This window comes from Acinetobacter sp. KB005 (assembly GCF_049949095.1).
GTDB classification, from domain to species: domain Bacteria; phylum Pseudomonadota; class Gammaproteobacteria; order Pseudomonadales; family Moraxellaceae; genus Acinetobacter; species Acinetobacter calcoaceticus.
This window is the reverse complement of sequence record NZ_CP188191.1, coordinates 808,642-824,032: the sequence shown is the minus strand read 5'-3', so window position 1 is coordinate 824,032 and position 15,391 is coordinate 808,642. Positions and strand designations below refer to the sequence as shown.

General features: G+C 42.1%; 8 protein-coding genes, 2 tRNA genes and 3 rRNA genes. 10 read left to right on the top strand and 3 right to left on the bottom strand.

The window, feature by feature from the left end; all coding sequences use genetic code 11:
• The first annotated feature begins 61 nt into the window (after nt 1-61).
• The 6 genes from ACPF64_RS04070 (at nt 62) to ACPF64_RS04045 (ending at nt 6,203) form a co-directional block, all read left to right on the top strand.
• Nucleotides 62-1,599 (top strand): 16S ribosomal RNA (locus ACPF64_RS04070).
• Between the two features lie 59 nt (nt 1,600-1,658).
• Nucleotides 1,659-1,735 (top strand) — tRNA-Ile (locus ACPF64_RS04065).
• A 56-nt stretch (nt 1,736-1,791) separates the two neighbouring features.
• Nucleotides 1,792-1,867: transfer RNA gene (locus tag ACPF64_RS04060), tRNA-Ala, on the top strand.
• Nucleotides 1,868-2,237: 370 nt separating this feature from the next.
• Nucleotides 2,238-5,131 (top strand): 23S ribosomal RNA (locus ACPF64_RS04055).
• Nucleotides 5,132-5,313: 182 nt separating this feature from the next.
• Nucleotides 5,314-5,428: ribosomal RNA gene (gene rrf / locus ACPF64_RS04050) — 5S ribosomal RNA — on the top strand.
• Together the 16S, 23S and 5S rRNA genes with 2 tRNA genes alongside form the textbook arrangement of a ribosomal RNA operon.
• Before the next feature lie 175 nt (nt 5,429-5,603).
• A complete protein-coding gene (locus ACPF64_RS04045; RefSeq protein ID WP_426455641.1) occupies nt 5,604-6,203 on the top strand; it encodes a glutathione S-transferase family protein in 600 nt (199 codons plus the stop codon).
• Nucleotides 6,204-6,263: 60 nt separating this feature from the next.
• On the opposite strand, the gene ACPF64_RS04040 is transcribed toward ACPF64_RS04045, so the two are convergent.
• Nucleotides 6,264-6,956: a TIGR04219 family outer membrane beta-barrel protein gene (locus ACPF64_RS04040; RefSeq protein WP_005037779.1), complete on the bottom strand. Its 693-nt coding sequence runs from the start codon at nt 6,954-6,956 to the stop codon at nt 6,264-6,266.
• Nucleotides 6,957-7,611: 655 nt separating this feature from the next.
• On the opposite strand from ACPF64_RS04040, the gene ACPF64_RS04035 reads away from it, so the two are divergent.
• Both ACPF64_RS04035 and ACPF64_RS04030 read left to right on the top strand, forming a co-directional pair.
• Complete coding sequence (locus ACPF64_RS04035) at nt 7,612-9,090, top strand: sodium-dependent transporter (protein WP_426455640.1); 1,479 nt, start codon at nt 7,612-7,614, stop codon at nt 9,088-9,090.
• Between the two features lie 12 nt (nt 9,091-9,102).
• A complete protein-coding gene (locus ACPF64_RS04030) occupies nt 9,103-9,246 on the top strand; it encodes a methionine/alanine import family NSS transporter small subunit (protein ID WP_004640212.1) in 144 nt (47 codons plus the stop codon).
• A 41-nt stretch (nt 9,247-9,287) separates the two neighbouring features.
• On the opposite strand, the gene rsmB is transcribed toward ACPF64_RS04030, so the two are convergent.
• Nucleotides 9,288-10,592, bottom strand: a complete 1,305-nt coding sequence (rsmB, locus tag ACPF64_RS04025) for a 16S rRNA (cytosine(967)-C(5))-methyltransferase RsmB (protein WP_426455639.1) — start codon at nt 10,590-10,592, stop codon at nt 9,288-9,290.
• A complete protein-coding gene (gene fmt, locus ACPF64_RS04020) occupies nt 10,589-11,551 on the bottom strand; it encodes a methionyl-tRNA formyltransferase (RefSeq protein ID WP_426455638.1) in 963 nt (320 codons plus the stop codon). The genes rsmB and fmt overlap by 4 nt, the downstream gene beginning before the upstream one ends.
• 348 nt (nt 11,552-11,899) lie before the next feature.
• Between fmt and ilvD the strand changes: the two genes are divergently transcribed.
• On the top strand, nt 11,900-13,729 hold the full coding sequence (gene ilvD / locus ACPF64_RS04015; protein ID WP_003654323.1) for a dihydroxy-acid dehydratase: 1,830 nt from the start codon (nt 11,900-11,902) through the stop codon (nt 13,727-13,729).
• Between the two features lie 317 nt (nt 13,730-14,046).
• Entirely contained in the window at nt 14,047-15,336 is a 1,290-nt protein-coding gene (locus ACPF64_RS04010) for a hypothetical protein (RefSeq protein WP_080028056.1), read from the top strand.
• Nucleotides 15,337-15,391: the final 55 nt, after the last annotated feature.

The window sequence follows — 15,391 nt, the reverse complement described above, 5'->3', positions numbered from 1 at the left end:
AGTCAGAAAATTGATGAGCCAGAATTGGCACCTTGTCTTTAATAAGGTGCAAAATGATTTTTAACTGAAGAGTTTGATCATGGCTCAGATTGAACGCTGGCGGCAGGCTTAACACATGCAAGTCGAGCGGAGTGATGGTGCTTGCACTATCACTTAGCGGCGGACGGGTGAGTAATGCTTAGGAATCTGCCTATTAGTGGGGGACAACATTTCGAAAGGAATGCTAATACCGCATACGTCCTACGGGAGAAAGCAGGGGATCTTCGGACCTTGCGCTAATAGATGAGCCTAAGTCGGATTAGCTAGTTGGTGGGGTAAAGGCCTACCAAGGCGACGATCTGTAGCGGGTCTGAGAGGATGATCCGCCACACTGGGACTGAGACACGGCCCAGACTCCTACGGGAGGCAGCAGTGGGGAATATTGGACAATGGGCGCAAGCCTGATCCAGCCATGCCGCGTGTGTGAAGAAGGCCTTATGGTTGTAAAGCACTTTAAGCGAGGAGGAGGCTACTGAAGTTAATACCTTCAGATAGTGGACGTTACTCGCAGAATAAGCACCGGCTAACTCTGTGCCAGCAGCCGCGGTAATACAGAGGGTGCAAGCGTTAATCGGATTTACTGGGCGTAAAGCGCGCGTAGGCGGCTAATTAAGTCAAATGTGAAATCCCCGAGCTTAACTTGGGAATTGCATTCGATACTGGTTAGCTAGAGTGTGGGAGAGGATGGTAGAATTCCAGGTGTAGCGGTGAAATGCGTAGAGATCTGGAGGAATACCGATGGCGAAGGCAGCCATCTGGCCTAACACTGACGCTGAGGTGCGAAAGCATGGGGAGCAAACAGGATTAGATACCCTGGTAGTCCATGCCGTAAACGATGTCTACTAGCCGTTGGGGCCTTTGAGGCTTTAGTGGCGCAGCTAACGCGATAAGTAGACCGCCTGGGGAGTACGGTCGCAAGACTAAAACTCAAATGAATTGACGGGGGCCCGCACAAGCGGTGGAGCATGTGGTTTAATTCGATGCAACGCGAAGAACCTTACCTGGCCTTGACATAGTAAGAACTTTCCAGAGATGGATTGGTGCCTTCGGGAACTTACATACAGGTGCTGCATGGCTGTCGTCAGCTCGTGTCGTGAGATGTTGGGTTAAGTCCCGCAACGAGCGCAACCCTTTTCCTTATTTGCCAGCGAGTAATGTCGGGAACTTTAAGGATACTGCCAGTGACAAACTGGAGGAAGGCGGGGACGACGTCAAGTCATCATGGCCCTTACGGCCAGGGCTACACACGTGCTACAATGGTCGGTACAAAGGGTTGCTACCTAGCGATAGGATGCTAATCTCAAAAAGCCGATCGTAGTCCGGATTGGAGTCTGCAACTCGACTCCATGAAGTCGGAATCGCTAGTAATCGCGGATCAGAATGCCGCGGTGAATACGTTCCCGGGCCTTGTACACACCGCCCGTCACACCATGGGAGTTTGTTGCACCAGAAGTAGGTAGTCTAACCGCAAGGAGGACGCTTACCACGGTGTGGCCGATGACTGGGGTGAAGTCGTAACAAGGTAGCCGTAGGGGAACCTGCGGCTGGATCACCTCCTTAACGAAAGATTGACGATTGGTAAGAATCCACAACAAGTTGTTCTTCATAGATGTATCTGAGGGTCTGTAGCTCAGTTGGTTAGAGCACACGCTTGATAAGCGTGGGGTCACAAGTTCAAGTCTTGTCAGACCCACCATGACTTTGACTGGTTGAAGTTATAGAAAAGAAGATACATAACTGATGATGTAAGCTGGGGACTTAGCTTAGTTGGTAGAGCGCCTGCTTTGCACGCAGGAGGTCAGGAGTTCGACTCTCCTAGTCTCCACCAGAACTTAAGAGAAGTTCGGATTACAGAAATTAGTAAATAAAGATTTAGATCTTGGTTTATTAACTTCTGTGATTTAAGTATCACGGTATTAAGCATGACCTGACGAAGGCATGTTTATTCATTAACAGATTGGCAAAATTGAGTCTGAAATAAATTGTTCACTCAATAATGAAAAGAGAGGAAGTAATTCTGATCTTGGAATTAATTGAGAACTAGCAAATTAACTGAATCAAGCGTTTTGGTATATGAATTAGATTGAAGCTGTACAGTGTTTAAATACACAGTACTTCAAACTGTAAGAGATTGATGAGAAATCATTGATCATGTCTTATTACTCCTTGTAGGTAATAACGACTGTTTGGGGTTGTATAGTCAAGTAATTAAGTGCATGTGGTGGATGCCTTGGCAGTCAGAGGCGATGAAAGACGTAATAGCCTGCGATAAGCTCCGGGGAGGCGGCAAATATCCTTTGATCCGGAGATTTCTGAATGGGGGAACCCACCTACTTTAAGGTAGGTATTGCAACATGAATACATAGTGTTGCAAGGCGAACGAGGGGAAGTGAAACATCTCAGTACCCTTAGGAAAAGAAATCAATTGAGATTCCCTTAGTAGCGGCGAGCGAACGGGGATCAGCCCATTAAGTTATGTGTGTTTTAGTGGAACGCTCTGGGAAGTGCGAACGTAGAGGGTGATATTCCCGTACACGAAAGGGCACACATAATGATGACGAGTAGGGCGAGGCACGTGAAACCTTGTCTGAATATGGGGGGACCATCCTCCAAGGCTAAATACTCCTGACTGACCGATAGTGAACCAGTACCGTGAGGGAAAGGCGAAAAGAACCCCTGTGAGGGGAGTGAAATAGATCCTGAAACCGCATGCATACAAGCAGTGGGAGCCGACTTGTTCGGTGACTGCGTACCTTTTGTATAATGGGTCAGCGACTTATATTCAGTAGCGAGGTTAACCGTATAGGGGAGCCGTAGAGAAATCGAGTCTTAATAGGGCGTTTAGTTGCTGGGTATAGACCCGAAACCAGGCGATCTATCCATGAGCAGGTTGAAGGTTGGGTAACACTAACTGGAGGACCGAACCCACTGTCGTTGAAAAGCCAGGGGATGACTTGTGGATAGGGGTGAAAGGCTAATCAAGCCTGGTGATAGCTGGTTCTCCCCGAAAGCTATTTAGGTAGCGCCTCGGACGAATACCATAGGGGGTAGAGCACTGTTTCGGCTAGGGGGTCATCCCGACTTACCAAACCGATGCAAACTCCGAATACCTATGAGTACTATCCGGGAGACAGACTGCGGGTGCTAACGTCCGTAGTCAAGAGGAAAACAATCCAGACCGCCAGCTAAGGCCCCAAAATCATAGTTAAGTGGGAAACGATGTGGGAAGGCATAGACAGCTAGGAGGTTGGCTTAGAAGCAGCCACCCTTTAAAGAAAGCGTAATAGCTCACTAGTCGAGTCGGCCTGCGCGGAAGATGTAACGGGGCTAAAACTATGTGCCGAAGCTGCGGATTTGACTTTTAAGTCAAGTGGTAGGGGAGCGTTCTGTAAGCCGATGAAGGTGTATTGAGAAGTATGCTGGAGGTATCAGAAGTGCGAATGCTGACGTGAGTAACGACAAAACGGGTGAAAAACCCGTTCGCCGAAAGACCAAGGGTTCCAGTCCAACGTTAATCGGGGCTGGGTGAGTCGACCCCTAAGGCGAGGCCGAAAGGCGTAGTCGATGGGAAATTGGTTAATATTCCAATACTTCTGTGTAATGCGATGAGAGGACGGAGAAGGTTAAGTCAGCCTGGCGTTGGTTGTCCAGGTGAAAGGAAGTAGGCATGCATCTTAGGCAAATCCGGGGTGCTCTATGCTGAGATCTGATAGCAAGCTGTACTTGTACAGCGAAGTGGCTGATACCATGCTTCCAGGAAAAGTCTCTAAGCTTCAGTTACACAGGAATCGTACCCTAAACCGACACAGGTGGTCAGGTCGAGTAGACCAAGGCGCTTGAGAGAACTCTGCTGAAGGAACTAGGCAAAATGGTACCGTAACTTCGGGAGAAGGTACGCTGTTGTTGGTGATGGAACTTGCTTCCTGAGCTGATGACAGCCACAGAAACCAGGCCGCTGCAACTGTTTATTAAAAACATAGCACTCTGCAAACACGAAAGTGGACGTATAGGGTGTGATGCCTGCCCGGTGCTGGAAGGTTAATTGATGGGGTTAGCGTAAGCGAAGCTCTTGATCGAAGCCCCAGTAAACGGCGGCCGTAACTATAACGGTCCTAAGGTAGCGAAATTCCTTGTCGGGTAAGTTCCGACCTGCACGAATGGCATAATGATGGCGGCGCTGTCTCCAGCAGAGGCTCAGTGAAATCGAAATCGCTGTGAAGATGCAGTGTACCCGCGGCTAGACGGAAAGACCCCGTGAACCTTTACTGCAGCTTGACATTGAACTTTGACCTTACTTGTGTAGGATAGGTGGGAGGCTTTGAAGTTGGAACGCTAGTTCCAATGGAGCCGTCCTTGAAATACCACCCTGGTAATGTTGAGGTTCTAACTCTGCCCCGTAATCCGGGGCGAGGACCATGTCTGGTGGGTAGTTTGACTGGGGCGGTCTCCTCCTAAAGAGTAACGGAGGAGTACGAAGGTGCGCTCAGCGTGGTCGGAAATCACGCGTAGAGTATAAAGGCAAAAGCGCGCTTAACTGCGAGACCCACAAGTCGAGCAGGTACGAAAGTAGGTCTTAGTGATCCGGTGGTTCTGTATGGAAGGGCCATCGCTCAACGGATAAAAGGTACTCTGGGGATAACAGGCTGATACCGCCCAAGAGTTCATATCGACGGCGGTGTTTGGCACCTCGATGTCGGCTCATCTCATCCTGGGGCTGAAGCAGGTCCCAAGGGTATGGCTGTTCGCCATTTAAAGAGGTACGCGAGCTGGGTTTAGAACGTCGTGAGACAGTTCGGTCCCTATCTACCGTGGGCGCTGGAAATTTGAGAGGATCTGCTCCTAGTACGAGAGGACCAGAGTGGACGAACCTCTGGTGTACCGGTTGTGACGCCAGTCGCATCGCCGGGTAGCTATGTTCGGAAGGGATAACCGCTGAAAGCATCTAAGCGGGAAGCCTACCTCAAGATAAGATTTCCCTAGGACTTTATGTCCTCTAAAGAGCCGTTCGAGACTAGGACGTTGATAGGTTGGATGTGGAAGCATAGTGATATGTGAAGCTGACCAATACTAATTGCTCGTGAGGCTTGACTATACAACACCCAAGCAGTTGTATATAAAGCATCAATCGATTCATTAATATGCAAAGCAACTTGATTTAGTTATACGCTTAGCTAAAATGAACAAAATAAAGTAAGATTCAATCAGCCCATCTGTAAAGATTTGGAAAACGCATCGGCAGCCAATAAGACCAATGCAAGTATCCATACCAGTTGTGCTGGCGACCATAGCAAGAGTGAACCACCTGATCCCTTCCCGAACTCAGAAGTGAAACCTCTTAGCGCTGATGGTAGTGTGGGGTTTCCCATGTGAGAGTAAGTCATCGCCAGCTCATTATTCAAAACACCCTCAACTTAACAGTTGGGGGTGTTTTTTTATGCCTAAATTAAAATACACACATAAAATGCTGGGAAATATAGGGCAATAAAAAGAACTCTATGAGAGAGCTGTGCTATAAATAATAAAAAATTGTCTATTTAAGCATAAATAATAAGAGAGAAGCACATATGAAAATCTATGGTGATGTGGGTTCGGGTAATTGCTATAAAATCAAACTTTTACTTTCCTTATTAAATATTAATCATAGGTGGATTCATATTGATATTTTAAAAAAAGATACTCAAACCCAAGAGTTTTTATCTCTAAACCCTAATGGAAAAATACCTGTATTAGTTCTGGAAGATGGTCGTGTTTTAAGTGAATCGAATGCTATTTTAGGCTACTTAGCTGAGGGAACAAAATTCATTCCCATAGATCCTTATATTAAGGCGAAAATGTACCAGTGGATGTTCTTTGAACAATATAGCCATGAACCTTTTATTGCAGTTGCACGTTTTATTAATAAATATTTAGGTTTACCAGAAGATAGAAGAACCGAATATTATAATTTACAGCCAAAAGGTCATAAAGCATTATCTATTATGGATAAAGTATTAGCAGAGCACGACTATCTTACAGGACCAAACCTCACCATTGCTGATATTGCGCTATATGCTTATACACATGTAGCTAATGAAGGTGGCTTCGATTTAAAGTTATACCCAAATATTCAAGCATGGTGTCAGAGAATTCAAGAATATCCCAGATATGTGAGTATGATTGAATAAAAAAGAACTCTATAAGAGTTCTTTTTTATATATGAGAGAAATTTCGTGCTTTTTTAGGATTTAGAAGTGAGCTTCTAAACCAACATATGGGCCTTTAAATTCAAATTTAAGGTCATTGTTATCGTAGTCATCTAAATCGATATTGAGTACGCGATAGCCTGCTGTTAAACCAAGATCTATTAGTAGGTTATCTGCAAACTTATATTTTACTTCTGCTAGCGCATCTGTAATTCGTGCATCGTCAAAGTTTGTATAGGTTGCTTCACCTTTAGCACTTAAACCTGTAAATGGAAGTTTTACTTCACCTGATAAATAAGCAATAGGATATGTTTTATCAATATCCACGCGCTTACCTGTATACGCAGTGATATCACCATTTAGTACAGTTGCACCAAGTCCGGCATCTACACTCACAATATTATCTAGTAATTCGTAATAGAGAATAAAATCGCTATGATCTAAATCAACTTTATAGTTTGCTTGACCTAGAGTTTCTGATTTAGTTTGAGTATCTAAATTTACATAACGAATTTTTGCATTTGGAATAAATGGGATTGGGTGTTCTACTGACAATGAGAGTTGAGCACTACCTTTTTGATCTAGATCCTGATCATCAGGGAATTGAGAAGACATATTAGCTTTACCGTCATAAAACCAGTAGCCTACTTCTCCTTTGACTCCAACAAAGTCTGCTTGAGCAAAGCCACTTAAGCCCATCCCGAGCGCTAATAAAGACATTTTTAATATTTTCATTTTAACATCCGAATAAAAGAAATCTTCGAGCGCATGATATAGACATCTTGCTACAGATGCATTGATAAAAAATAAGCCTATCGAGTATATATCTATAAGATTTTTTGAGACTGAATAAAAATTCATGTATTTCAAATAACTAATATTTATTTATTAATTTTGATGTCACTAAGCGTATAAAAATTTTAGTATAAATTTTGTCATCTAACAGAAAGGTGACATTTAAATCTTAATTGAAAACTGAAGAGTTAAGAATAAATTACTGGATAAGTCGAGTAATTGAAGAGCTCTTTCAATGAATTGGAATAAAATATCATTGAACAATTATGTCTGAACCTAAGCTTTAGAGCGTAAAGATAAGCTGAAAAATAACCAATTGTGAAAAAAACTTAGAAAATTCGTAAAATTTCTGACGGAAATTACAGTAAAAAGAAATAAAAACAGGTATTGTTCAGCTATATAGGAGCAAAAAATGGACAAAAATCTTTAAGGAAGAATTTTCTATTTTTGCTTGTTTGTTAAGGGAATAAAAATACTCAAAAGGTTCTTTTTATTTTCTACAAACACAAAAGTATTTTTTGGTTCTTTTTTTGCATGCGGAATAACAATCAACAATAGCAGTAAAAATAAGTAATCTTTTAACGTTAGGTGTTTTATGGCAGATTCTCGTGAAAACTGGACGTCACGATCTGGTTTTATTATTGCAGCCGTTGGTTCGGCTGTAGGTTTAGGTAATATTTGGCGCTTTCCATACGTTGCTTATGAAAATGGTGGTGGTGCGTTTCTTATTCCCTATCTATTGGCACTCATTACTGCTGGTTTACCGTTACTATTTTTAGATTATGCGGTAGGCCATCGTAGTACTGGTTCTCCTCCAAAAGCATATCGTGCTTTATTTAAAGGCGGAGAAACTTTAGGGTGGTGGCAGGTTTGTGTCTGTATCATCATCGGTTTGTATTATGCAAGCGTCCTGACATGGGCAGGTAGTTACGTTTACTTCTCTATTGGTCAAATGTGGGGAAGTGATCCAGAAGGTTTCTTCTTTAATACTTATTTGCAAACCTCAAAAGCGACTGGTTTTGATCTACAGTTTGTAGGTCATTTATTCTGGCCGATTGTAGGGATTTGGGCACTTACTTTAATCATTCTTTATGGTGGTGTGAAAAAGGGTGTTGAATTATCCAATAAGATTTTCATGCCGTTATTATTCGTTCTATTCACGATTCTGGTAGTCCAGTCATTGCGTTTACCGGGCGCTGTTCAAGGTTTGAATGCATTCTTTACGCCAAACTGGTCTGCAATGATGGATTATAAAGTTTGGTTAGCCGCTTATGGCCATACTTTCTTCTCTCTCTCTGTTGGTTTCGGGATCATGGTGACGTATGCATCATATTTGAAACCAAAAACTAATTTAACGGGTTCTGGCTTAATCGTTGGTTTTGCAAATGCATCAACAGAGATTTTAGCGGGTATTGGTATTTTTGCAGCGCTAGGTTTTATGGCACATGCTGCTGGTACTGAAGTTAAAGATGTGGTGAGTGGCGGGATTGGATTGGCATTTATTGCATTCCCTAAAATTATTTCAAGTTTAGGTACAGGTGCCGATTTATTTGGTCTCTTATTCTTCTCTTCACTTTTCGTCGCAGGTATTTCTTCGATGGTCAGTATTTTGGAAGTGCCTATTGCAGCAATGCAAGATAAATTGAAATGGGGCCGTAAAAAAGCTGTAACCATTATTGGTGGTGGTAGTGCGCTCGTATCAATTATTCTATTCTCAAGTGTAAATGCAATTAAACTGGTTGATATTGTCGATCACTTTATTAATAACATCGGGATTATTGGTGGCGCATTAATATCAATTATTAGCGTAGCTTGGTTTAAACGCTCAGCTCTTAAAGAACTTAGTGACCATATAAATCGTATCTCAACCATCCAAGTTGGTAAGGGATGGGATTTCACTTTAACGGTTATTACATCTTTAATCTTGTTAACTACACTCTGTTTGACTGTTTTTAATTTGATCAAAAATGGCTATGATACTTATAGTATGAGCTTACAAGGTGTATTCGGCTGGGGCAGTGTGATTTTCTGTGCGGTCGTTGCAATCGTGTTAAGCAAAATGAAAGATCGCTAGGAGGATAAAATAATGAATACTTCGGCAATCGTGATGATGGTGATTTCGATGGTGTTTTTATGGGGTGGATTGATTTTATCCATTCTACATTTGTCGAAACATCCTGAAGAGTTAGATGACGTTTTAGAAGATGTAAAAGATCAGCACACGCTTTGATGTTGATTAAGTAAAAAAGCAGGCTCGAAGCCTGCTTTTTTTTATGCAATTTTTTGAATTTTACAATAATAAAATCCATCACCAGACTGCGCTTGCGGCAGTAATTGGCGACCATGGGTTTGCTCAATTCCCCAATCAGCTTCAATTTTGATTTCTTTCGCATCAGTATGTTCTGCGAAGAAATCTATCATTTGCTGTTCATTCTCAGCTTTTAAAACTGAACATGTGATGTAGAGCAGTGTACCGCCAGCTTTGAGCTGTTGCCACATGTGCTGCAAGATCTGCTTTTGTAGCTCAATCGTTTGGCCTATATCGCTAGATTGGCGTAAAAGGCGTATATCAGGATGACGTCGAATAACCCCTGTTGCCGAGCAAGGTGCATCTAGCACAATACAATCTACAGGCTGCGCTGGAACCCATTGGGTTGCATCAGCTGCCAAAATTTCTGTATGAGTTTGATCGAGTGCTAAACGGTTTAAATTTTCAGTCACACGGACTAAACGATTAGAATCTTGGTCAATAGCAATGAGCTTAGCCAGTTTAAACTTTTCGAGTAAATGAGCCGTTTTTCCACCGGGTGCTGCACAGGCATCAATCACTGTTTTATTATTTAAATCTGATAATAATTCTGCACAAAGCTGAGCGTGTTCGTCTTGTACAGAAAACCATCCCTCTTCAAAACCAGGTAGCTGGGTAATTTGAACAGATTGCTCAAGGACGATGCCTGCTTCAGATAAAATACACGCACGTGCTTTAATTTCTAAACTTTGTAATTTTGCTAAATAAGCGTCTCGGCCAATGTGGCGTTGATTAACCCTTAAGGTTAAAGGTGCGACTTGCTTTAATGATTGGCATAGAGATTCGGTTTGTTCACCCCAATCTTTTTTCACACGCTTATAAAGCCAACTTGGTAAGCCATGCGCCTGTTGTAAACCTTGTTGAAATTCATCAGTTTCACGCGTCGCTCGGCGCAAAATAGCATTCACAATGCCGCTGAGTGCTGGGAACCCAAGTTGTTTAGTGGCATCTACTGTTTCAGAGATCGCAGCATGTGCGGCAATACGCGTGCATAAAACTTGATAAAGACCGACGTAAAGACAGGTTTCAACAGTTTCATTATTTAAGGGTTTGCTGAGCAAAGGTAAGCTAATTGATTTAAGTGCAAACCATTGACGCAATGTACCCAAAACCAACTCGTGAAACAAAGCACGATCACGTTCTGCAACTTGATTCAGCTGTGTATTTAAAATACTAGCGAGTGATTGGCCTTGCTGAACTTTTAATAACGTCTGGACGACTTGAGCACGTAAGTTAAATCGTGACGAATTTGATGAAACCTGACTCATGGCAGAATTTGTCCTACATGAAGTTTTTGAGTTTGGGCAATTTGTTGGGCATTCATTGCTTTGCCGCCCGGCCATTGCACACTGGTCAGACAAATAAAGGAATCTTGCCCACAAGCCACATGTACGCCTTGCTTATCAATCGCGATAATTTCACCAGCTTGGGCATTCACTTTGTTTTGACTAGAAATTGTTGAGCTCCAAACACGCAGCGCATTATTTTCATCTAACTGAACGAAGGCAACAGGCCAAGGGTTGAACGCACGAATATTTCGGTCAAGTTGAATAGCATCAGTTGACCAGTCAATTCGAGCTTCTGATTTCACGAGCTTGTGTGCATAGACAGTTAGGCTTTCATCTTGAACTTCACGTTCTGCCAAATATTTTTGTAATGTTGCTTCTGACTCGAGTACTGCACAAATCGCTTCTGCACCTTGAACAGCTAATTTGTCATGCAAGCTGGCAGAGGTCTCTTCGGCGGTGATTGGGCAGTAGGTTTTATACATCATATCGCCTGTATCTAAACCAGCAGCCATCTGCATAATGGTAATGCCTGTTTCATCATCACCTGTTGCGATTGCGCGCTGAATTGGTGCTGCACCGCGCCATCGTGGTAATAATGAGCCATGAATATTTAAACAGCCATATTTAGGTGTATCGAGTACAGCTTGTGGAAGAATCAAACCATAGGCAGCAACCACCATCACATCAGCACCTAAAGCAGCGAGTTCTTGTTGCGCTGTCAAGCCTTCTTCAGTTGAAGCTTTAAAGTGAAGCGGTTGATAAACAGGAAGATTATGTTCAAGGGCAAGCTGTTTTACAGGAGATGGCGTTAATTTTTGTCCGCGACCAGCTTTACGATCTGGTTGAGTATAAACTGCGATAATTTCATGGGAAGTTTTTAATAAAGCCGCCAATGCTGTTGCAGCAAATTCGGGGGTGCCAGCAAAAATAATTTTCACAAATGCAATCCAAAAAGAGTTTGTGGATAGTATACGTGAAAAACGATTGAAGCCCTAAACTCATGGCTATGGAGAGATTTGGTTTTTAAATAGTGAACAAAAAATTATTGAAAAACTTTTATTGATAAAAAAAGGTTATGAAAAAATAAAAAATTATTCATGTAAGTTTTGCTAAATATTGACTGACTATTACTGTTCTTGGCTTTCCGAATATTATTTGCTTCTATAGAATGGAGAATGATCAAATTATGATGATGAGTCAATATTCCGACTGATCTAACGCTATATCAGTATCATTCAGCCAGAGTGGGAGAAATTTCGCTCAAGCACAACTTGTTGGAAACACTAATGCCTGACTATCGTTCAAAAACATCGACACACGGAAGAAATATGGCTGGCGCACGTGGCTTATGGCGTGCAACAGGAATGAAAGATGAGGATTTCGGCAAACCGATTATTGCGGTGGTCAATTCATTTACTCAATTTGTTCCGGGCCATGTACATCTTAAAGATCTAGGGCAGCTTGTTGCAGCAGAAATTCAGGCATCAGGTGGTGTTGCTAAAGAGTTCAATACGATTGCAGTAGACGACGGGATCGCAATGGGGCATGACGGCATGCTTTATTCTTTACCATCACGTGATTTGATTGCTGACTCAGTAGAGTACATGGTGAATGCGCATTGTGCTGATGCTATGGTCTGTATTTCTAACTGTGACAAGATTACTCCGGGAATGCTCATGGCTGCGATGCGCTTGAATATTCCTGTGGTTTTTGTGTCTGGTGGACCAATGGAAGCAGGTAAGGTCAAATTCCGCGGTAATGAAAAAGCGATTGATCTTGTTGATGCAATGGTTGTTGCAGCTGATGAAAGTTATACAGACGAAGAAGTTGAAGAATTTGAACGTTCAGCATGTCCAACCTGTGGTTCATGTTCAGGTATGTTCACTGCAAACTCAATGAACTGTTTAACCGAAGCGTTAGGTTTATCTTTACCGGGTAATGGTTCGATTGTCGCGACACATGCTAATCGTAAAAAATTATTCTTAAAAGCAGGTCAGCTTATTGTTGAATTGGCTAAGCGCTATTACGAACAAGAAGATGCAAGCATTTTACCTCGTTCAATTGCAACTAAGGCTGCATTTAAAAATGCCATGACGCTTGATATTGCAATGGGTGGTTCAACCAATACCGTTCTACACTTATTGGCTGCGGCAAGTGAAGCAGAAGTTGACTTTACCATGGACGATATTGACGAACTATCACGTCGAGTGCCTGTATTGTCTAAAGTAGCGCCTGCAAAACAAGATGTTCATATGGAAGATGTACACCGTGCAGGTGGCATCATGGCCATTTTAGGTGAACTTGATCGTGCGAATTTACTTGATGTATCACTACCAACCGTACATGAGAAAACTTTAAAAGATGCATTGGATAAGTGGGATATTATTCGCACTGAAGATGCAGACGTATATGAGTTCTATCGTTCATCTCCGGGGGGTGTACCAACACAAGTTGCATTCTCTCAAAATCGTTACTATGCAACTTTAGATGGCGATCGTGAAAAAGGCGTTATCCGCAATGCAGAACATGCCTTCTCTAAAGATGGTGGTTTAGCTGTGCTATACGGCAACATCGCTCTTGATGGTTGTATTGTAAAAACTGCGGGTGTAGATGAATCTATCCTAAAATTTACTGGCACAGCACGCGTGTTTGAGAGTCAAGATGCTGCTGTAGATGCAATCTTGGGTCATGATATTAAAGCTGGCGATGTCGTTGTTATTCGTTATGAAGGTCCACGTGGTGGTCCGGGTATGCAAGAAATGCTTTACCCAACCAGCTATCTTAAATCAAAAGGTTTAGGAAAAGACTGTGCATTAGTGACAGATGGTCGTTTCTCTGGTGGTTCATCAGGCCTTTCGATCGGACATGTTTCACCAGAAGCTGCTGAAGGCGGTGCCATTGGTTTGGTTGAAGATGGCGATACCATTGAAATTGATATTCCAAACCGTACCATTCACTTGAACGTTGATGATGCGACTATGGCGCACCGTCGTACCGTTCAAGAAGCGAAAGGCTGGCATCCAAAAGAAGAACGTAAACGTAAGGTATCAAAAGCATTAAAAGTTTATGCAATGCATACAACAAGTGCAGCGAAAGGAGCGGTACGCGTTCTATAAAATATTCAATTTTAATCATTGAGTAGAAATTATGCACTCTTCAACACGATGAATTATTATCTGTTGAGGGTGCATTTTTTTCGCCTGATGAAAAAAATAGGCTTGTAGATGAGGGTGTTGCAAGTCATTCTATGGGTTTGTCATAAAATGATGATAAAATCTTCACCGATGCAGGAACACGTGCAATAACATGATATTTGTTCTGCGTAAGCAGAGCCCGTCAGTATTTTGTATATTAAGCTTCTGCTGCACTTTGTACTGCGATCAAAGCAGTTTTTTGGTCTAGCTTAGGATTTTATTTTTTAGAGGCACTATTCATGTCACTGCTACGCCGTTGGTTTGACCCTATCCGATCGAGTTGGTTTTACCAAAAACCCTCTCGTCAAGCGGTGTTACCCACGGAAAATGGTTTAAGTATTTATTTACGACTTGATGATGTGTATAGCTATTTGGCTGTTCAGCAATTGTCTCAGCTCGATGAGATTTTAAGTGATGAACTTAAGCCTTTAAAGATTATTATTTCCCATACGGCTTCTGAACCTCCAAATGGTATGTCACATGAAGAGTGGCAAAATTATTGTCTGAATGATGCAAAAATTTTAGCCAAGCAACACCGTTTTGCTTTTGATGAATTTCCAGAAATCCCAAGCCAAGAATCTTTAAAACAAGCCGCTGTCATATTAAAAAGAACTCCATTACAAGGTCAGAATTTCTTACATTTACTAGAAGATATTTTTCACATGCTTTGGCAGCAACAATATGGAAAGCTGCGTACTTTACATGCCATGGCAGTTAAACATCAGCTTCCTCAACATTTTTCAGAACGTATTTTTACGGATGAACCTGTACCAGCGGCATACTTTGAATTTGGTGGACGTAAGTATCATGCAGTAGATGATTTATTACGTTTAACCCGTCGTCTAAAACAGCAAAAGTTACTTACTGGTAATCCGATCTTTTTAATTAATCATATCGAATGGCGTGAACATTTGATTAATGACGCTGAGGCACTTACCGAAATTCAGACACTTCGTCCTGAACTCGATATATATATTGCCTTAGAAGATCCAATGAGTTGGCTGTTACTTGCTTATATTAAGGAAGAGCTGGCCGATTATTATGACATTCAATTAAAAGTTTACCCTTTAAGCTATCAAGGCCGAGATTGGTTTGACTGGAGTTTGGCAACCCGTGTTTCTAAACGAACAGATGTAGCTTTTACCCCTTTTTGCCGTCCTACAGAAGAAAGTACGCTTGAAATGGCAAAGCTTTTCTATAGCGTACCTGAAAATCAGCAAATCGATACGGTTTTTACGATTTTGCAGGCTGTTTGGACAAAAGGCAAAGATTTATCTTTCAAAAAGCATTTCCAAGAATTACAGCAACAGTTGGGAATTGAGCAGTTAACTGAGCAGGATGTGCCAGCTGTTCTGGCGCAAAATGACGCATTTTGTAGAGATAAGCATCAGCCTGATTTACCAGTTTTAGAGTTGCGTATTGATGGGCAAAGCTATGTATTTAATAGTTTGTATCGTGTTTGGATGATTGAAAGTATTTTTAGTAATGTTTTAGAAGAAAAATACAAAACGGCCTCAACTTCTAATTGAGGCCTACTCCTAAAAACAAGAATAGGGCAAAACCTGTTTTTTCCGTAGCATAACC